Origin of the sequence: Streptomyces sp. Root1304, from assembly GCF_001426405.1 — a bacterium.
Classification (GTDB): Bacteria; Actinomycetota; Actinomycetes; order Streptomycetales; family Streptomycetaceae; genus Streptomyces.
On the sequence record NZ_LMEP01000012.1, the window covers coordinates 283494 to 302522 of the forward strand.

Consider the following 19029-nt stretch of genomic DNA (forward strand, 5'->3'; position numbering starts at 1 on the left):
AGTCCCTCCGCCGCCGGGTGATCTGACCGGAGCTTATGGTAAATACCCCATATGTCGCATTCGGGGACCACGCTCATCCTGATCATGGCCATCGCCGTCCTGGCGCCGCTGCTCGCCTACGGGGTCGGCCGCAAGGTCCCCGTACCCCTCGTCATCTTCGAGATCCTGCTCGGCATCCTCATCGGCCCCGACGTCCTCGACTGGGCCCGACCCGGCGAGCTGATCGACGGGCTCTCGCAACTCGGCCTCACCATGCTGATCTTCCTCGCGGGGTACGAGATCGAGTTCGGCAAGGTGCGCGGCGACACCCTCCGGCGCTCCGTCCGGGCCTGGGTCATCGCCCTCGTGGTCGGGCTCGGCACCGGCGTCCTGCTCGGCGGCGGCTACACCAAGGGCGTCTTCATCGGGGTCGCGCTCACCAGCACCGCGCTCGGCACCGTCCTGCCCGTACTGCGGGACGCGGGCGACCTCCGCGGGCGGTTCGGCTCTGTCGTCATGGCCTTCGGGGCGGTCGGCGAGTTCGGCCCCATCATCGCGATGGCGCTGCTGCTCAGCGGGCGTGGCGCGGGCGAGTCGACCGTGCTCCTCGCCGTCTTCGCCGCGCTCACCGCCGGGGCCGTCCTCTGGGCGCTGCGGCCGCGCCCGCCGTGGTTCTCGAAGATCATCGCCAAGACCCTGCACAGCAGCGCCCAGTTCGCGGTCCGGTTCGTCTTCCTGCTGCTCGCCGTGATGCTGGGCGCGTCGGAGGCGCTCGGGCTCGACATCCTGCTCGGCGCCTTCGCGGCCGGACTCATCACCCGGCTCGTGCTGACCGGGGCGGCGCCCGAGTCCGGCCCGCAGATCCTGGAGAAGGTCGAGGCCGTCGGCTTCGGCTTCCTGGTGCCGGTCTTCTTCATCGTCACCGGCATCGAGTTCGACCTCGACTCGCTCCTCGACGGCGGCCGGACCCTGCTCCTGCTGCCGGTCTTCCTGCTGCTCTTCCTGGTGGTGCGGGGCGGCCCGATCTGGTTCCTCGCCCCGCGCGACCTCGACCGCGAGGACCGGAGCGGGCTCGTCCTGTACGGCTCCACCGCGCTGCCGCTCGTCGTCGCCATCACCACGATCGGCGTGGACGACAAGGCGATGACGGCGGGCGAGGCGGCGGCGCTCGTCGGGGCCGGCATGCTCTCGGTCCTCGTCTTCCCGCTGCTCGCGCTGAAGGTGCGGTCGGGGAAGGGTGAGGGGAAGGGGGAGGGAGCGGACGCGCTTTCCGAGCGGGTCAGCGGTTCGGAGTCGTGGTGACCCGCGCGGGTGCGAGCGGCTCGCCGGTCAGCGGGCTGAGGTAGCGCAGGAGGAGGGTCTTCAACTCGTTGATGGTCGCGTCCCGCTCGGGGCCCTCGGGCGCGGCCAGGACGAGCCCCAGGCCGCCCTTGAAGACGGAGAAGGTCATCGCGGCCACCCGCGCGCGGTCCGGGGCGGGCGTCTCCGGCGCGTAGTGGGCGATGACCTCCTGCACGCGCGCGAGGAGCGAGGCGTGCAGGGCGTCGTGCTCCTCGGCGATCCGGCCGGGCACCTCGGAGCCGTGCATCAGGGCGAGGAAGGCGGGGTTCGCGCAGTTGAACTCGATCATCGGGTCGACGACCGCGTCGAGCAGCTCGGGCAGCGGCAGCGCGAGGTTCTCCGGGACGAACGCCTGGCCGTGGGCCTCGCGCATCTCGTGCATCAGGCGCTCGCCGAGCTCGATCGCTATGGCTTCCTTGTTCGGGAAGTACTGGTAGAGCGTGCCGGGCGAGACGTGGGCTTCCCGGGCGATGGCGTTGGTGCTGGCCGCCGTGTAGCCGTTCGCGCAGAAGACGTTCGCGGCGGCCTGGAGCAGCTGCGCGATGCGGCGCTCGCCGCGCGCCTGGTGGCGGCGCGGCTTCGGTTCTTCGGACACGGTTGTCCCCAGCTCTCCTCAACGCGATTGACAAACACGAGCGGTCGCTCGCATTCTTGGAAAACGCGAGTGATCACTCGTGTTTGCCAGTCTATGGCAACGGGTGACCCATGTGACCTGCCGGGAAGCGAGCACAGGGGTCAGGTGAAGGGGACACCTCGTCATGGCCGAAGTCAAGAAATCAGCACCCGGGGGAGGGGCCGCGCGGGCGGCCGGGGCCGGGGGGCCGGGGACGGCCGGGGCCGCCGGGGCGTCCGGAGCGTCCGGGGCCGGGGGGTGGACGCGGTTCGTCACCGTCCGCCCCCGCCTCACCCTGTTCGTGGCCCTCGTCCTCACCGCCCTCGCGGTGCTGGCCGGCGGCGGGGTCGCCGACCGGATGGGCAGCGGCGGCTGGGAGGACCCGACCGCCGAGTCCACGTACGCGCTCGAGGCCCTGGAACAGCGGTTCCCCGGCTCCCAGCCCAACCTGCTCCTCCTCGTCGACGCAGGCCCCGCCGGGGCCGACGACCCGGCGGTCGCCGCCGAGGCCCGGAGGCTGGCCGAGCGGCTCGACGCCGAGCCGGGCGTCGAGGGCGTCGGCTCCTACTGGTCCACGGGCTCGCCCGCCCTCCGCTCCGAGGACGGCCGGCAGGCCGTGATCGCCGCCCGGATCGCCGGCGAGGAGAAGGACGCCGCCGCCGTCCTCGACCGGATCGCCCCCGCCTACCGGGGCACGCACGGGCCCGTCGAGGTCTCCCTCGGCGGCGGTCTCGCCGTCCGCCACGAGATGCAGACGATCATCCAGGAGGACCTGCTGAGGGCCGAGCTGATCGCCCTGCCCCTCACCCTCGTCCTGCTGGTCATGGTCTTCGGCAGCGCCGTCGCCGCCCTGCTGCCGCTCGGCGTCGGCATCGTCGCCATCCTCGGCACCAACGCCGTCCTGCGCGGCATCACCGAGTTCACCGACGTCTCCGTCTTCGCGCAGAACCTGACGACCGCCCTCGGGCTCGGACTCGCCATCGACTACGCCCTGTTCGTCGTCCGCCGCTACCGCGAGGAACTCGCCGCCGGGGCCGACACGTACACCGCCGTCCGCACCACCCTGCGCACCGCCGGACGGACCGTGCTCTTCTCCGCCCTGACCGTCGCCGTCTCGCTCGCCGCGATGCTGGTCTTCCCGCAGTACTTCCTGCGCTCCTTCGCGTACGCCGGGATCGCGGTCGTCCTGCTCGCCGCGACGGCGGCGCTCACCCTGCTCCCGGCGGCCCTCGTGCTGCTCGGCGACCGGGTCAACGCGCTCGACCTGCGGCGCCTCCTGCGGCGTGACGCGTCCGGCGGCGGCCGGGACCGAGGCGAGGGCGCGGGCTGGGCCCGGGCCGCCGCGCTCGTCATGCGCCGCGCGCCGGTCTTCGCCGTCCTCACCACCGCCGGACTCGTCCTCCTCGGACTGCCCTTCCTGGGCGTGCGCTTCGGCACCGCCGACGACCGCCAGCTCCCCGTCACCGCCTCCTCCCGGGTCGTCCAGGACGAGCTGCGGGAGGGCTTCCCCGGCGACCCCGGCGGCGGGATCACCGTGCTCGCAGAAGGGACGGCGACCCCCGCCCAGTACGCGGCCTACCGGGAGCGGATCGCCGCCCTCGACGGTGTCGCGCGGGCCGACGGACCGGTGACCGCCGGCGGCGGCCACGCCTACTTCACCGTCGTGCCCGAGGGCGAGACCGTCGGCGCCGAGGCCCAGCGGGCCGTGGCGGAACTGCGGGCCGCACCCGCCCCGTTCGAGACCTCCGTCACCGGGCAGGCCGCCGTCCTCGTCGACTCCAAGGCCGCCCTCGCCGAGCGGCTGCCCTGGGCCGCGGGCATCATCGTGCTCGTCACCCTGCTGCTCGTCTTCCTGCTCACCGGCAGCGTCCTCATCCCCGTCCAGGCCGTCGTCCTCAACGCGCTCAGCCTCACGGCGATGTTCGGCGCGGTCGTCTGGGTCTTCCAGGACGGGCACCTCGCCGGACTCCTCGGCTTCACACCCACCGGCGACATCGAGACCACCCTGCCCGTCCTCATGTTCTGCGTGGCCTTCGGACTCTCCATGGACTACGGGGTGTTCCTGCTCTCCCGCATCAAGGAGGAGTACGACGCCACCGGCGACCACGAGCACTCCGTCCGCTTCGGGCTGCGCCACACCGGCGGGCTCATCACCGCCGCCGCCGTGATCCTCGCGGTCGTGATGGTCGCCATCGGCACCTCCCGCGTCACCAACACCAAGATGCTCGGCCTCGGCGTGGCCCTCGCCGTCCTCATGGACGCCATGGTGGTCCGCAGTCTCCTCGTCCCGTCCGTGATGAGACTGACCGGCCGCCTCACCTGGTGGGCCCCCGGTCCGCTGCGCCGCTTCCACGACCGTTTCGGGATCAGCGAGTCGGACACGTACAACCCTGAGCCGACTCAGGGTGTCGAAGAAGTGTCCGAGAAGCGGCGGGAGGCGACCTCCCTCCGCACATGACGTGCGAACAGATGGGCATTTCGTGGCGCGCAGGCGTACGACTCTGGTTCTGGCGACGGCTCTGGCCGTTGCCGTCGCGCCGGCCGTGATCGGGGGAGCCGCGGTGGCCGCTCCCGCCGCCGCGGCGACGGCGGAGGCCACCGGGACGGGGACGGTGGTCCAGACGGGCGGCCGTCCCACGTTCCGGGTGGGGAGCGGCGTCCCGGTGAAGAGCCGGTTCGACGTGACCCTGCCGGCGGGCGTGACCGGCCAGGTGAAGGCCCGGCTCGTCCTTCCGCCGAGGTACCTGCCGATGGACAGCTACCCGGAGAACGTGGCCGGTGCCGTGCACTCCACGGTCTCGGTGAACGGCGCCCGGGCGGTGCCGGTCTCCTGGCAGCTGCCGACCGACCCCGGTGTGACCGAGCTGAACCTCGTCCTCGACCTTCCGGCCGTCGCGGCCGCCGGAACGCTCACGTACGAGGTGACGTTCGCCGCGGAGGACTGGGTCTCCTTCTATCTGGCGCCCTCCCTCGACGGCCGCTTCGAGGTCCTGGACGCCTCCGCCACCCCGGTGGCGAGCGGTTCGGCCGGATTCCTCATCGACCTCGGCACTCCGGCCCGGGACATGCGCGGCGCGTTCCACGCGCGCGACAAGAGCGGGGTGCTCTGGCGGTACGAGTCCCTGGGCCAGGAGGTCCAGGCCCTCACCGGGCGCACCCGGGTGGGCGGAGGCTGGGGCACGTACTCGCTGATCTCCCGGCTCACGCCGACCTACGCGAACGGCAGGGGCGACCTGCTCGGCCGCGACAAGGCCGGTGTCCTCTGGTACCACCAGGGCTCGGGGAACCCCGCGGAACCCTTCAAGCCGCGCGTCCGGCTCGGCGCCGGGTGGAACATCTACACCGCGATCACCGGCTACGGAGACGGCATGCTCGCCCGGGACACCTCCGGTGCCCTCTGGAACTTCCGGCACAAGAGCGGCGAGCCGGCCACGTCCTTCGAGCCCCGGGTCCGGGTCGGCGCGGGCTGGAACGCCTACACGGCGTGGACGGGCACGCCGGACGGGGTGCTGACCCGCGACGCGAGCGGGGTGCTGTGGAAGCACACCGTCGACACCGACTCCACCAAGGCCAACCCCTTCCTCCCGCGCGTGCGGGTCGGCGGCGGCTGGAACACGTACAACTCGATCGCGGCCACCCCCGATCTCGGCCGCTGGTCGGGGGACGACCTCGTCGCGCGGGACAGGAACGGCGACGTCTGGGCGTACGACGAGGAGTACTCCGCCGCCGCGCAGGGCGGGGTGCCCGGTCCGGTCCGGCAGCGGATCGGCTGGGGCTGGAACATCTACGACGCGATCGTCTGACGGTTCGAGGAACCAGACACCCGGGGCCCGACGGCCCGGGGAAGACGTACGGCGCCGGCCCCGGGAGGTTCCGGGACCGGCGCCGTACGTCTGCGGAGGCGGTGTCAGTCGCGGCGGCTCCGGTTGCCGGGGCGGCTGGCGACCCAGGCGCGGACGGTGTCCGCGTACCAGTAGGGCTTGCCCGACTCGACGTGGTCGGGAGACGGAAGCAGCCCGTGCTTCCGGTAGGAGCGGACCGTGTCCGGCTGCACCCGGATGTGTGCGGCGATGTCCTTGTACGACCAGAGCCTCTTGTCCGTCATGCCTGGTACCTCCCTGCGCACCGCGCAGCGGCGGCGGGGGTGCCGTTCGGGGGCGCTGCGGGCGGGCGTTGGCGATCACTGAGCCTGTGCCCCGTGCAACGACCCCTCCAGACAGGAAGGGTGGGGCTGTCGAGCGCCTGTGACGGAAGACCCGCGTAAGGGAGACATGTGTGACCGTCGCGGGACGAGCGTGACAGAAGTGACGCATCGGGACATCGGTGTGTCCGCGTGCGTCACCCCTGGTCAGAGGGGTACACGCCGGGCGCGCCCGTCAGACACCACAGGAGCGGAGAAAGCGCCGGGTGCGTACCGCGATCGGGTACGGGACGTCCGGCTCGCACGGGTACATGTCCTGCTCGACGATCGCGAACAGGTCGACGTCCAGGGCGGACGCGGCGGCGAGCACCGGCTCCAGGGCCGGCACCCCCGACGGCGGCTCGCACATCACGCCCCGCGCGACGGCCGGACCGAACGGCACCCCCTCGGCCACCACCCCCGCCAGGACCTCCGGGTCGACCTGCTTGAGGTGGAGGTAGCCGATCCGCTCCCCGTACGTCTCGATCAGCTTGACGCTGTCCCCGCCGGCGTACGCGTAGTGCCCGGTGTCCAGGCAGAGCGCGACCGCCTCCGGGTCGGTGGCGTCGAGGAACCGGGTCACGCTCTCCTCGTCGTCGAGATGGGTGTCGGCGTGCGGATGGACGACGATCCGCAGCCCGTACCGCTCGCGGACCTCCCGGCCGAGCCGCTCGGTGAGCCGGGTCAGGTCCCGCCACTGCGGCGCGGTGAGCGTCCGGTCCTCCAGCACCTCGCCGGTGCGGTCGTCCCGCCAGAACGAGGGGATGACGACGAGATGGCCCGCGCCCATGGCCCGGGCGAGGGCGGCGTTCTCGGCGACGTGCGCCCAGGTCCGCTCCCACACGTCCGGCCCGTGATGGAGGCTCGTGAAGACCGTGCCCGCCGAGACCCGCAGGCCGCGCCGCTCGGTCTCCTCCGTCAGGACGGCCGGGTCGGTGGGCAGATAGCCGTACGGGCCCAGCTCGATCCATCCGTACCCGGCGCCGGACACCTCGTCGAGGAACCGCCGCCAGGGCACCTGGCGGGGATCGTCGGGGAACCACACACCCCAGGAGTCCGGGGCGGACCCGACCCGGATCCGGGACGACGCCCGAGAGGACGGCGAGTGGGAGGACGGTGACGGCTGCGGGGACGGCTTCGTCATGTCCGCCACCTTGGACGGGGCCCACGAGCAGCGTCAAGGAGGCCGCCCCGGACCGGCCACGTCGTCCGAATGTCCGGACATATCGTTGACACGCCTCCCGGCGGACGGCTAGACCTGGGTGCGGGAGACCGGACGCGAGAGGTGGCGCGGGTGGAGTCGGAGCCGTACGACCTGATCACCATGGGGCGCCTCGGCGTGGACCTGTACCCGCTCCAGACCGGCGTCGGGCTCGACCGGGTCGAGACCTTCGCCAAGTTCCTCGGCGGCTCCCCGGCCAACGTGGCCGTCGCCGCCGCCCGTCTCGGCCGCCGCACCGCCCTCGTCTCCCGCACCGGCGCCGACCCCTTCGGCACCTTCCTGCGCCGGGAGCTGCGGGGCTTCGGCGTGGACGACCGCTGGGTGACCGAGGCCGAGGAGTACCCCACCCCCGTCACCTTCTGCGCACTCTTCCCGCCCGACGACTTCCCGCTGTACTTCTACCGCCGCCCCAAGGCCCCCGACCTGGAGATCCACCCGCACGAGCTCGACCTCGACGCGATCCGCGCCGCCCGGGTCTTCTGGGCGACCGGCACCGGACTCTGCGCCGAGCCGAGCCGCGCCGCGACCCTCGCGGCGCTGCGGGCCCGGTCCGGCCGCGAGGTGACGGTCCTCGACCTGGACTGGCGGCCGATGTTCTGGGCGGACCCGGCGGCGGCCCGGCCGTACTACGCCGAGGCGCTGCGGCACGCGACCGTCGCCGTCGGCAACCTCGACGAGTGCGAGGTGGCCACGGGGGAGCGCGACCCGTACGCGGCGGCCCGCGCCCTGCTCGGCTCCGCCGCCGGACGGGCGCTCCGGCTGGCCGTCGTCAAGCAGGGCCCCAAGGGCGTCCTCGCGCTCGCCGCCGACGGGACGAGCGCGGAGGTGCCGCCGCTGCCGGTGGAGGTCGTCAACGGGCTCGGCGCGGGCGACGCCTTCGGCGGGGCGCTGGTGCACGGGCTGCTCGCCGGCTGGGACCTGGAGACGGTCCTGCGCCACGCCAACGCCGCCGGCGCGATCGTCGCCGGCCGTCTCGCATGCTCGTCCGCCATGCCGTACGCCTCCGAGATCGCCGAAGCGCTCGCCGACGGTGGCGGAACCCCGGCGGAAACGGGGTAGGGCTCTGCCATGACCACCGCTCACCCCCCGTCCCTCCACCTGCCCGCCGGGACCGCCGCCCGCGGCCCCTACGCGCTCGACATCGACCCCGCGCGGGCCGGATGGACGTACTCCGCCCTCCGCGTCCTCGCCCTCGGACCCGGGGAGATCCACTCCTTCGAGAGCGGGGATTCCGAATGGACCGTGCTTCCCCTCTCCGGTGCCTGTAGCGTGCGCGTCGACGGAGAGAACCTCGAACTCCAGGGCCGCGCGAGCGTGTTCGAAGGGGTGACCGACTTCGCCTACGTACCGCGCGACGCCCACGCCCAGATCGCCTCCGGTGCGGGAGGCCGCTTCGCTTTGGCAGGAGCGAAGTGCGAGCGACGACTCCCCGCCCGCTACGGCCCCGCGCCGGAGGTTCCCGTCGAGATCCGGGGCAGCGGCAACCGCGCCCGCGAGGTGCGGAACTTCGCCTCCGCCGACGCCTTCGCCTGCGACCGGCTGATCGCCGTCGAGGTCGTCACCCCCGGCGGCAACTGGTCCTCCTACCCGCCGCACAAGCACGACGAGCACCGCCCCGGCGCCGAGTCCGTCCTCGAAGAGATCTACTACTACGAGGTCGACGGCCCCGGCGCCCTCGGCTACCAGCGGATCTCGCCCTCCCGGCCCGGCGGCGCCGATCTCCTCGCCGAGGTCGGGGGCGGTGACGCCGTCCTCGTGCCCGACGGCTGGCACGGCCCCTCGATCGCCCAGCCGGGACACGCCCTCTACTACCTCAACGTCATGGCGGGCCCCGGCCCCGAACGGGAGTGGAAGATCTGCTTCCACCCGGACCACACGGAGGGATACGCATGAGCATCCGGCTGACCGTCGCCCAGGCGCTGGTCCGCTTCCTCGCCGCCCAGCACACCGAACGCGACGGCGAACGGCGACGGCTGATCGCCGCCACCTGGGGAATCTTCGGACACGGCAACGTCGCCGGGATCGGCCAGGCGCTGGTCGAGGACGCGGACCTCATGCCCTTCCACCAGGGCCGCAACGAACAGGCCATGGTGCATGCCGCCGTCGGCTACGCCCGCCAGTCGAACCGGCTCTCCGCGCACGCCGTCACCACCTCCATCGGCCCCGGCGCCACCAACCTCGTCACCGGCGCCGCCCTCGCCACGATCAACCACCTCCCGGTGCTGCTCCTGCCCGGCGACACCTTCGCCGGCCGCCCCGCCGACCCCGTCCTCCAGCAGCTCCAACTGCCGTACGCGGGTGACGTGTCCGTCAACGACTGCCTGCGGCCCGTCTCCCGCTACTTCGACCGGATCGGCAGGCCCGAGGCCCTGATCCCCGCCGCCCTCGCCGCCGTGCGGGTCCTCACCGACCCCGTGGAGACCGGGGCGGTGACCCTCGCCCTGCCCCAGGACGTCCAGGCGGAGGCGTACGACTGGCCGGAGGACTTCTTCGCCGAGCGGGTCTGGCGGGTCCGCCGCCCCCGCCCCGACACGGACGAACTCGACGCCGCCGTGCGGGCGGTGAGGTCCGCCGTACGGCCCCTGGTGATCGCGGGCGGCGGGGTGCGGCACAGCCGAGCCGAGGACGCGCTGCGCGTCCTCGCCGAGCGGGCAGGCCTCCCCGTCGCCACCACCCAGGCGGGCAAGGGCGTCCTGCCGTACGACCACCCCAGCGACGTCGGCGGCATCGGGCACACCGGCACCGGAACCGCCAACACCTTGGCCCGCACCAGCGACCTGGTCATCGGCGTCGGCACCCGCTACACCGACTTCACCACCGCCTCCGGCACCCTCTTCCCCGAGGGCGCCCGCTTCCTCAACCTCAACATCACCGGCTTCGACGCCCACAAGCTGGGAGCCCTCCCGCTCGTCGCCGACGCCCGCGAAGGCCTGACGGCCCTCACCGAAGCGCTCGGCGACCACCGCGGGGACCCGGCCCGGTGGCAGTCCGACAAACGGCACTGGGAGGAACGGGTCGACGCCGCCTACGCCGTACCCGACGAGGACGCCCGTCCCACCCAGACCCAGGTCCTCGGCGTACTCGACACCCTGGTCGACGCCAGCGACATCCTGATCAACGCCGCCGGATCGCTCCCCGGCGACCTCCACAAGCTGTGGCGGCCCCGCTCGCCCGACCAGTACCACGTCGAATACGGCTACTCCTGCATGGGCTACGAGATCCCCGCAGCCCTCGGCGTCCTGCTCGCGGCACCCGGCCGGCCCGTCTGGGCGCTCGTCGGCGACGGTACGTACCTGATGAACCCCACCGAAATCGTCACCGCCGTCCAGGAACGGCTGCCCTTGAAGCTGATCGTCCTCCAGAACCACGGCTACGCCTCGATCGGCGGCCTCTCGGAGGCCGTCGGCGCCGAGCGGTACGGCACCGACTACCGCCACCGGGACGCCGGCGGAGGCTTCACCGGACCCCCCCTCCCGGTCGACCTCGGAGCCAACGCCGCCTCCCTCGGCATGCGGGTGCTCCGCCCCCGCACCGTGCGTGACCTGCGGGAAGCCCTCGCGGACGCGCGGACCGCGACGGTTCCCACATGTGTCTACGCCGAGACCGAAACGGCAGACAGAGTGTCGGGCCCGCCCCCGGCCCAGGCGTGGTGGGATGTGCCCGTGGCCGAGATCTCGACCCGCCCGTCGGCGGTCAAGGCCCGCGAGGAGTACGACCGGCACGTCACCGCCCGACGCCGCCATCTCTGAAGGAGCATTTCGTCATGACGAACACCGTCAAGACCGTCGACCACTGGATCGGTGGCAAGACCGTCGAGGGCACGTCGGGCAACTGGGGCCCGGTCACCGACCCGGCCACCGGCGCCGTCACCACCCGGGTCGCGCTCGCCTCCGTCGAGGAGGTGGACGCCGCCGTCGCCGCCGCCAAGGGCGCCTTCGCGACCTGGGGCACCTCCTCGCTCGCCCAGCGCACCACGATCCTCTTCAAGTTCCGCGCGCTGCTCGACGCCAACCGCGACGCCATCGCCGAGCTGATCGTCGCCGAGCACGGCAAGGTCCACTCGGACGCGCTCGGCGAGGTCGCCCGCGGCCTGGAGATCGTCGACCTGGCCTGCGGCATCACCGTCCAGCTCAAGGGCGAGCTCTCCACCCAGGTCTCGAACCGCGTGGACGTGGCCTCGATCCGCCAGCCCGTCGGCGTCGTCGCGGGCATCACGCCCTTCAACTTCCCGGCCATGGTGCCGATGTGGATGTTCCCGATCGCCATCGCGACCGGCAACACCTTCATCCTCAAGCCGAGCGAGAAGGACCCGTCGCCGGCCCTGAAGATCGCCGAGCTGCTCGCCGAGGCCGGTCTCCCGGACGGCGTCTTCAACGTCCTGAACGGCGACAAGGTCTCCGTGGACCGCCTCCTGGAGCACCCGGACGTCGCGGCGATCTCCTTCGTGGGCTCGACCCCGATCGCCCGCCACATCCACACCACCGCCTCCGCCAACGGCAAGCGCGTCCAGGCGCTCGGCGGCGCGAAGAACCACATGCTGGTCCTCCCGGACGCCGACCTCGACGCCGCCGCCGACGCGGCCGTCTCGGCGGCCTACGGCTCCGCCGGCGAGCGCTGCATGGCGATCTCGGCCGTCGTGGCCGTCGGCTCCATCGGCGACACGCTGGTCGAGAAGATCCGCGAGCGCGCCGAGAAGATCAAGATCGGCCCCGGCAACGACCCGACCTCCGAGATGGGCCCGCTCATCACGGCCGTCCACCGCGACAAGGTGGCCTCCTACGTCACCGGCGCGGCCGCCGAGGGCTGCGAGGTCGTCCTCGACGGCACCGGTTACACGGTCGAGGGCCACGAGGACGGCCACTGGATCGGCCTGTCCCTCCTGGACCACGTCCCGACCACGGCCAAGGCGTACCAGGACGAGATCTTCGGCCCGGTGCTCTGCGTGCTGCGCGCCGACACCTACGAGGAGGGCCTCGCCCTCATCAACGGCTCGCGCTTCGGCAACGGCACCGCGATCTTCACCCGTGACGGCGGCGCCGCCCGCCGCTTCCAGATGGAGGTCGAGGCCGGCATGGTCGGCGTGAACGTGCCGATCCCGGTGCCGGTGGGCTACCACTCCTTCGGTGGCTGGAAGGACTCGCTCTTCGGCGACCACCACATCTACGGCAACGACGGCGTGCACTTCTACACCCGCGGCAAGGTCGTCACGACCCGCTGGCCGGACCCGTCCGACGCCCCGTCCGGCGTCGACCTGGGCTTCCCGCGCAACCACTGACGCGCACGGCAGCACCCCGCCGCCCCGTACCGCAGTCGCGGTACGGGGCGGTGTCGTCGTACGACCCCAGGAGGTCGGGCGGCTCCGCCCCCGGGCAGCCGAACCGCACGGGCGGGACGCCTAGGCTCGACACCATGCGACTCCGACTTCCCCGGTGGGCCGCGGTCACCGCCGTCCTCGCCGTCCTCGCGGGTGCCGGCACCTGGACCGCCGTCGCCTCGGACGATCCGCCGCCCGTGCACCGCGCGGACCGGACGCTCGACATCGACGGCGCCCGGCTCGACACCTCGTACTTCACCGGCGACGGTGACGGGCGCCGGCCCGCCGTCCTCCTCGGCCACGGCTTCGGCGGCTCCAAGGACGACGTCCGCACCCAGGCCGAACAGCTCGCCCGCGACGGCTACGCCGTCCTCACCTGGTCCGCCCGCGGTTTCGGCGCCTCCACCGGGCGGATCGGCCTCAACGACCCCGACCACGAGGTGAAGGACGTCCGCAAGCTGATCGACTGGCTCGCCGCCCGCCCCGAGGTCCTGCTCGACAAGCCCGGCGACCCGCGCGTCGGCGTCACCGGAGCCTCGTACGGCGGCGCGATCTCCCTGCTCGCCGCCGGACACGACCCGCGCGTCGACGCCATCGCCCCCCAGATCACGTACTGGAACCTGGCCGACGCCCTCTTCCCGAACGGCGTCTTCAAGAAGCTCTGGGCCGGGATCTTCTTCTCGGCGGGCGACCGGCCCGCGGCAGGAGCCGGGGCAGGAACAGGAACGGGAGCCGGGACGGCCGCCACCACGCCCGGGGCAGCCGCCGCCTGCGGGCGGTTCACCCCCGAACTCTGCGCCCTCTACCAGCGCGTCGCCGTCTCCGGAAAGCCCGACGCCGCCGCCCGCGCCCTCCTCGAAGCCCGCAGCCCCTCCGCCGTCGGCGACCGGATCAAGGTCCCCGCCCTCCTCGTCCAAGGCCAGTCCGACTCCCTCTTCACCCTCGCCCAGTCCGACGCCATGGCCCGGGCCCTCACCGCCAACGGCGCCCCCGTCGCCGTCGACTGGATCTCCGGCGGCCACGACGGCGGAGACCGCGAGACCGTACGCGTCGAACGCCGCATCAGCGACTGGTTCGACCGCTGGCTGAAGCGCGACACCTCCGTCGACACCGGGCCCGCCTTCCGCGTCAGCCGCACCGGAGGCGTCGACTCCACCGACGGTCGGGCCACCCTGCGGGCCGCGACCGACGACCGCTACCCGGGACTCACCGCGGGACCCACGACCGTGCCTCTCGCCGGCCCGCCGCAGACGTTCACCAACCCCGCCGGCGCCGCGCCGCCCGCCGTCTCCGCCGTCCCCGGCCTCGGCGGCGGCATCACCGGACTCTCCTCCCTCGGCGTCGGCCTCTCCCTCGACTTCCCCGGCCAGCACGCCCGCTTCGACGCGAAGCCGCAGACCGAGGCCCTGCGGATCACCGGCACACCGACCGTCCGCGTCAAGGTCACCTCCACCGCCACCGACGGCTCCGCCGTCCTCTTCGCCAAGGTGTACGACGTCGGGCCCGACGGCCGTCAGCAGGTGCTGCCCGCCCAGCTCGTCGCCCCCGTCCGCGTCGACGGCGCCAAGGCCGGGAAGAGCGTCACCCTCACCCTCCCCGCCATCGACCACGAGGTGGAGGCCGGGCACCGGCTCCGGCTCGTCGTCGCCGCCACCGACCTCGGCTACGCCTCCCCGGTGGTCCCCGCCGGCTACACCGTCGCCGTCGAGGGCCCGCTCACCGTCCCCACCGCCCCCGGCCTCGCCACCCAGGCCGCCGCCTTCCCCTGGTGGGTGTGGGGCCTGCCGCTGATCGGCCTCGCCGTCGCCGCCGCCCTGCTGCTCACCGCCCGCCGCCGCACCACCGCCCCCGCGCCCGACCCCGGGCTCGTCTCCGTACCCCTCCAGATCACCGGTCTGTCGAAGAAGTACAAGGGCGGCGACAGGTACAGCGTCGAGGACCTCTCCTTCCGCGTCGAGCAGGGCCAGGTCCTCGGCCTCCTCGGCCCCAACGGCGCCGGGAAGACCACCACCCTGCGCATGCTGATGGGCCTGATCACCCCCGACGAGGGCGAGATCCGGGTCTTCGGCCAGGCCATCCGGCCCGGCGCCCCGGTCCTCTCCCGGGTCGGCGCCTTCGTGGAGGGCGCCGGCTTCCTGCCGCACCTCTCGGGCCGGGAGAACCTGGACCTGTACTGGAAGGCCACCGGCCGCCCCGCCGAGGACGCCCACGTCGACGAGGCCCTGCGCATCGCGAACCTCGGCGGCGCCCTGGAACGCGCCGTCCGCACCTACTCACAGGGCATGCGGCAGCGCCTCGCCCTCGCCCAGGCCATGCTCGGCCTGCCGGACCTGCTCATCCTGGACGAGCCCACCAACGGACTCGACCCGCCGCAGATCCGCGAGATGCGCGAGGTGATGATCCGGTACGCGGCCGGCGGTCGTACCGTCATCGTCTCCAGCCACCTCCTCGCCGAGGTCGAGCAGTCCTGCACCCACCTCGTCGTCATGGACCGGGGCCGGCTCGTCCAGGCGGGACCGGTCGCCGAGATCACCGGCTCCGGCGACACCCTCCTGGTGACGCTCGGGGCACCCGTCCCCGACGCCCTCGTGGAGAAGGTCGGCGCCCTCCCGGGCGTCGCCGGGGCCACCCGGACCGACGGCGGCGTCCTCGTCCGCCTCGACGGCCTCGAACCGACCGCCCTCATCGGCGAACTCGTCGGCCTGGACGTCCCCCTGACCGGGGTCGGACCGCACCGGCGCCTCGAAGACGCCTTCCTGACCCTGATCGGAGGAGGAGCCGCATGAGCCCGCTGCTCGACACCGCCACGACCGCCGACGCCGACGGGACCGGCGCGACGCCGCCGGACTCCGCCCCCGGCTACCGCCCCGGACGGACCCTGCCGCTGCGCGTCGAGGCGCTCCGGCAGTGGAAGCGCCGCCGCACCCTGGTCATGGGCGGCATCCTGGTCGCCCTGCCGTTCGTCCTGATGATCGCCTTCGCCGTCGGCGGCGGCCCGGACGGCAACGGCAACGGCCGCATCACCCTGATGGACACGGCGACGGCCTCCGGCGCCAACTTCGCCGCGACCTGCCTCTTCGTCTCGGCCGGCTTCCTCCTCGTCATCCCCGTCGCCCTGTTCTGCGGGGACACCGTCGCCTCCGAGGCGAGCTGGTCCTCACTGCGCTACCTTCTGGCCGCGCCCGTGCCCCGGTCCCGGCTCCTCGCCTCCAAGCTGGCGGTCGCCCTCGGCTACAGCGCGGCCGCGATGGTCCTGCTGCCGCTCGTGGCCCTTGCGGCGGGCACCGTCGCCTACGGCTGGGGGCCGCTCCAGCTGCCCACCGGCGGCGCGGTGCCCGCCGGGGACGCGCTGCTCCGGATCGCGGTCGCCGTCGCCTTCGTCTTCGCCTCCCAACTGGTCACGGCCGGGCTCGCCTTCTGGCTCTCCACCCGCACCGACGCCCCGCTCGGCGCGGTCGGTGGCGCCGTCGGCCTGACCATCGTCGGCAACGTCCTGGACGCCGTCACGGCGCTCGGCGACTGGCGCGAGTACCTGCCCGCGCACTGGCAGTTCGCCTGGATCGACGCGCTCCAGCCGCAGCTGGAGTGGGGCGGCATGGTGAAGGGCACGGCGATCTCCCTCAGCTACGCCCTCGTCCTCTTCGCCCTCGCCTTCCGGGGCTTCGCCCGCAAGGACATCGTGTCGTAGGCCGCGTGTCGGAAGGGCCCGGCCGGGGCGTCGGGTCCCGGCCGGGACCCCGGGGTCTCCTCACAGCCACCCCCTCCGAGCCGCTTCCGCGCCCGCGCGGAAGCGGCTCGTCGTGCCCAGGGCCGCCATCAGTTCGCCGACCCGGCGGCTGTACGTCCGCGCCGACATGCCGAGCCGGGCCGCCGCCGTCTCGTCCGTGAGACCCGACAGCAGGGCGTCCAGCACCGGACGCAGCTGCGGCGGCAGATCGCCGGGCGGCGGCGGGGGAGGCGGTGCGTACGACAGCTCCTCGGCCGCCGCCCAGCAGACGTGGTGCGCCCGGACGAGGGCCTGCACCACCACCGGGTCGCGGATCAGCAGCAGCCCGTTGTAGAGGAGTTCGAGGTCGAGCGGGAGCGCCGCCACGGTCCGGTCCACCACGATCATCTTGAACGGGATCGACTCCGCGAGCCGGGCCCGCCCCGGTATCCGCAGGCCCGCGGCGATCCGGGGCAGCGCGTGCCGCGGCACGATCCTCCTGACCTCGCCGGCCCGCTCCGCCGCGGCCCGCATGCACGCTCCCGCCAGCTCCAGGAACGGCTCGGGGATCGCGCAGCCCGCGGACGCGACCGGGTCGTCGAAGGTCAGGAGTTCGTACCGGGTGGAAGCGGCCAGCCCGGCGAGCGCCGCGCTGATGCGCCGCGCACCCCGGACCGGGCGCCCCGCGGGCCGCTGTCCCTCGGTCGCGGCCCGGTTCATCGCCGAACGGGCGAGCATCACGGAGCCCGCGCTCTCTGCCACCGCTGACCACCCCCGCCCGATCGATGTCCACTCCATGTACGCATGCGACTGCGCACGGTGACAACCCCTGTTGAGAAGGATGGCGAATCCATGCCACACCACGTCGCCGTTGCCGCATCGAGATCCATCCGCAACGCCTTCGACCGGTCCGGGCGGGCCTCTCGTTCGTCACATTCACAAGTGCCGTACCAAGAGGGGGAGATGACATGGAACGAACCGACAGCGCGACGAACCGTCACCGAACGGGCATACGGGGTCGGTTCTCGGCCACCGTCGCGGGGCTGCTCGCGGCCGGACTGGCGATCGGGGGCTGCGCGGCGAACGGCGAGCGGAGCTCCACCATCGATCAGCGGGAGACCGGGCGGACCGCCCCCGCCGCCCCCGACGGAGGCGGCGGCGGAAGCGCGCGGCCCGACGCCGCGAAGGGCGAAGGGGCGGGGGAGGACGCGTCCCCGGCGCCCGCCGCCGACTACCTGTCCACCTTCGCGCTCGACGTGGACACCGCCTCCTACGGCTACGCCCGCCGCGCCCTCGCCGAGGGCCGGCTGCCCGCGCCGGGGAGCGTGCGCCCCGAGGAGTTCGTCAACAGCTTCCGCCCCGACTACCCGCGCCCGGAGGACAACGGCTTCAGCGTGACCCTCGACGGGGCCCGCACCGGCCGCGACGGCTGGTCCCTGGTCCGGGTCGGGCTCGCCACCCGGGGCTCGGACCGGGGCGCCGAACGGCCGCCCGCCGCCCTCACCTTCGTCGTCGACGTGTCCGGCTCGATGGACGAGCCGGGGCGGCTCGACCTCGTCAAGGAGTCCCTCGGCCTGCTCGCCGACCAGCTCCGCGACGACGACTCGATCGCGCTCGTCACCTTCAGCGACGGGGCCGAGACCCGGCTCCCCATGACCCGGGTGGGCGACGCCCGGGGCCGGGTCCGCGAGGTCGTGGACGCGCTCGCGACGAGCTCCTCGACCAATGTCGAGGCGGGCATCCGCACCGGGTACGACGTCGCCGTCGCCGGCCACCGGAAGGGCGCCACCAACCGGGTCGTCCTGCTCTCCGACGCGCTCGCCAACACCGGTGCCACCGAGGCGGAGACGATCCTGCGGCGCATCGGGGAGGCGCGGAAGGCGTACGGGATCACGCTCTTCGGCGTCGGGGTGGGCAGCGAGTACGGCGACGCGTTCATGGAGCGGCTCGCCGACCGGGGCAACGGCCAGACCACGTACGTCGCGAACTCCGAGCAGGCCCGCAAGGTCTTCGTCGACCAGCTGCCCACCCAGATCGAGCTGCGCGCCCGGGACGCCAAGGCGCAGGTCGCCTTCGACCGGCGGACCGTGGAGAAGTTCCGGCTGATCGGGTACGAGAACCGGGAGGTCGCCGACGAGGACTTCCGCGACGACCGGGTCGACGGCGGCGAGGTCGGCGCCGGGCACACCGTGACCGCGCTGTACGCGGTGCGGACCAGGGCCGGGGCGACCGGCCCGGTCGCCACCGCCACGGTACGCTGGCTCGACCCGGCCACCCGAGCGCCGCACGAGCGGTCCGGCACGGTCGGCACCGCCGCGCTCACCGCCGACATCTGGGGCGGCGGGCACGACAGCCTCCAGCTGACCGCGGTCACCGCCTACTTCGCGGACGCGCTGCGGGGCGGCACACTGCCGGGCGCCCCGGGGCTCCCGGCGCTCTCGGGGCGGGCCGAGGCGATCGCCGCCCGCTCGGGCTCGGCGGTGGTCCGCGAACTGGCGGACGCCGTACGGCAGGCGGACGCGCTGCTTCCGCCGACGGAGCGGCCGGGCGGCGACACCGGCCGCGAGGGCGAACTGCGGTCCGGCGACCCGTACAGCTGAGGTCCGGGGCCCGCGCGGGAGATCCCGCGCGGCCGGCCTCCGGGGGTCGTACGGGCGTGCCGTGCGGCCCCCTT

General features: G+C 73.5%; 14 protein-coding genes. 10 read left to right on the forward strand and 4 right to left on the reverse strand.

Features of this window, described 5'->3' with window-relative positions:
- Window positions 1-51 precede the first annotated feature (51 nt).
- Window positions 52-1281, forward strand: a complete 1230-nt coding sequence (locus ASD33_RS14205; protein WP_056558637.1) for a cation:proton antiporter — start codon at window positions 52-54, stop codon at window positions 1279-1281.
- On the opposite strand, the gene ASD33_RS14210 is transcribed toward ASD33_RS14205, so the two are convergent.
- Window positions 1259-1915, reverse strand: a complete 657-nt coding sequence (locus ASD33_RS14210; protein WP_242426980.1) for a TetR/AcrR family transcriptional regulator — start codon at window positions 1913-1915, stop codon at window positions 1259-1261. The genes ASD33_RS14205 and ASD33_RS14210 overlap by 23 nt on opposite strands.
- Before the next feature lie 163 nt (window positions 1916-2078).
- On the opposite strand from ASD33_RS14210, the gene ASD33_RS14215 reads away from it, so the two are divergent.
- Together ASD33_RS14215 and ASD33_RS14220 are read left to right on the forward strand one after the other, a co-directional pair.
- Entirely contained in the window at window positions 2079-4391 is a 2313-nt protein-coding gene (locus tag ASD33_RS14215; RefSeq protein WP_056558643.1) for an MMPL family transporter, read from the forward strand.
- A gap of 103 nt (window positions 4392-4494) precedes the next feature.
- Entirely contained in the window at window positions 4495-5736 is a 1242-nt protein-coding gene (locus ASD33_RS14220; RefSeq protein ID WP_056558645.1) for a hypothetical protein, read from the forward strand.
- A gap of 104 nt (window positions 5737-5840) precedes the next feature.
- On the opposite strand, the gene ASD33_RS14225 is transcribed toward ASD33_RS14220, so the two are convergent.
- Window positions 5841-6038, reverse strand: a complete 198-nt coding sequence (locus ASD33_RS14225; RefSeq protein ID WP_056558648.1) for a hypothetical protein — start codon at window positions 6036-6038, stop codon at window positions 5841-5843.
- Between the two features lie 271 nt (window positions 6039-6309).
- Window positions 6310-7257 (reverse strand): sugar phosphate isomerase/epimerase, encoded by a 948-nt coding sequence (locus tag ASD33_RS14230; RefSeq protein WP_056558651.1) that lies wholly within the window; start codon window positions 7255-7257, stop codon window positions 6310-6312.
- Between the two features lie 69 nt (window positions 7258-7326).
- Between ASD33_RS14230 and iolC the strand changes: the two genes are divergently transcribed.
- The 6 genes from iolC (at window position 7327) to ASD33_RS14260 (ending at window position 16337) form a co-directional block, all read left to right on the forward strand.
- Window positions 7327-8394 (forward strand): 5-dehydro-2-deoxygluconokinase, encoded by a 1068-nt coding sequence (gene iolC / locus ASD33_RS14235; protein ID WP_079044768.1) that lies wholly within the window; start codon window positions 7327-7329, stop codon window positions 8392-8394.
- A 9-nt stretch (window positions 8395-8403) separates the two neighbouring features.
- A complete protein-coding gene (gene iolB / locus ASD33_RS14240) occupies window positions 8404-9228 on the forward strand; it encodes a 5-deoxy-glucuronate isomerase (RefSeq protein WP_056558654.1) in 825 nt (274 codons plus the stop codon).
- The gene (gene iolD / locus ASD33_RS14245) at window positions 9225-11084 is read left to right on the forward strand and encodes a 3D-(3,5/4)-trihydroxycyclohexane-1,2-dione acylhydrolase (decyclizing) (protein WP_056558658.1); all 1860 of its coding nucleotides are present in this window, start codon (window positions 9225-9227) and stop codon (window positions 11082-11084) included. Before iolB ends, iolD begins: the two co-directional genes overlap by 4 nt.
- A 14-nt stretch (window positions 11085-11098) precedes the next feature.
- The gene (gene mmsA / locus ASD33_RS14250; protein ID WP_056558661.1) at window positions 11099-12610 is read left to right on the forward strand and encodes a CoA-acylating methylmalonate-semialdehyde dehydrogenase; all 1512 of its coding nucleotides are present in this window, start codon (window positions 11099-11101) and stop codon (window positions 12608-12610) included.
- Window positions 12611-12744: 134 nt separating this feature from the next.
- Entirely contained in the window at window positions 12745-15435 is a 2691-nt protein-coding gene (locus ASD33_RS14255) for a CocE/NonD family hydrolase (RefSeq protein ID WP_056558663.1), read from the forward strand.
- The gene (locus ASD33_RS14260; RefSeq protein ID WP_107103718.1) at window positions 15432-16337 is read left to right on the forward strand and encodes an ABC transporter permease; all 906 of its coding nucleotides are present in this window, start codon (window positions 15432-15434) and stop codon (window positions 16335-16337) included. The genes ASD33_RS14255 and ASD33_RS14260 overlap by 4 nt, the downstream gene beginning before the upstream one ends.
- 60 nt (window positions 16338-16397) lie before the next feature.
- Here the strand turns inward: ASD33_RS14260 and ASD33_RS14265 are convergent, their stop codons facing one another.
- Window positions 16398-17117 carry a hypothetical protein gene (locus ASD33_RS14265; protein WP_056558666.1) on the reverse strand — a complete coding sequence of 240 codons (720 nt, stop codon included), beginning with the start codon at window positions 17115-17117 and terminating at the stop codon, window positions 16398-16400.
- A gap of 206 nt (window positions 17118-17323) precedes the next feature.
- Here ASD33_RS14265 and ASD33_RS14270 point away from each other — a divergent pair, with 206 nt between their 5' ends.
- On the forward strand, window positions 17324-18955 hold the full coding sequence (locus ASD33_RS14270; protein ID WP_056558669.1) for a von Willebrand factor type A domain-containing protein: 1632 nt from the start codon (window positions 17324-17326) through the stop codon (window positions 18953-18955).
- The last annotated feature ends 74 nt before the right edge of the window (window positions 18956-19029 follow it).

Coding starts and splice junctions, on each gene's coding strand:
- ASD33_RS14205 (WP_056558637.1), top strand. CDS start 52: ATGTCGCATTCGGGGACCACGCTCATCCTGATCATGGCCATCGCCGTC.
- ASD33_RS14215 (WP_056558643.1), top strand. CDS start 2,079: ATGGCCGAAGTCAAGAAATCAGCACCCGGGGGAGGGGCCGCGCGGGCG.
- ASD33_RS14225 (WP_056558648.1), bottom strand. CDS start 6,038: ATGACGGACAAGAGGCTCTGGTCGTACAAGGACATCGCCGCACACATC.
- ASD33_RS14230 (WP_056558651.1), bottom strand. CDS start 7,257: ATGACGAAGCCGTCCCCGCAGCCGTCACCGTCCTCCCACTCGCCGTCC.
- iolC (WP_079044768.1), top strand. CDS start 7,327: ATGTCCGGACATATCGTTGACACGCCTCCCGGCGGACGGCTAGACCTG.
- iolB (WP_056558654.1), top strand. CDS start 8,404: ATGACCACCGCTCACCCCCCGTCCCTCCACCTGCCCGCCGGGACCGCC.
- iolD (WP_056558658.1), top strand. CDS start 9,225: ATGAGCATCCGGCTGACCGTCGCCCAGGCGCTGGTCCGCTTCCTCGCC.
- mmsA (WP_056558661.1), top strand. CDS start 11,099: ATGACGAACACCGTCAAGACCGTCGACCACTGGATCGGTGGCAAGACC.
- ASD33_RS14255 (WP_056558663.1), top strand. CDS start 12,745: ATGCGACTCCGACTTCCCCGGTGGGCCGCGGTCACCGCCGTCCTCGCC.
- ASD33_RS14260 (WP_107103718.1), top strand. CDS start 15,432: ATGAGCCCGCTGCTCGACACCGCCACGACCGCCGACGCCGACGGGACC.
- ASD33_RS14270 (WP_056558669.1), top strand. CDS start 17,324: ATGGAACGAACCGACAGCGCGACGAACCGTCACCGAACGGGCATACGG.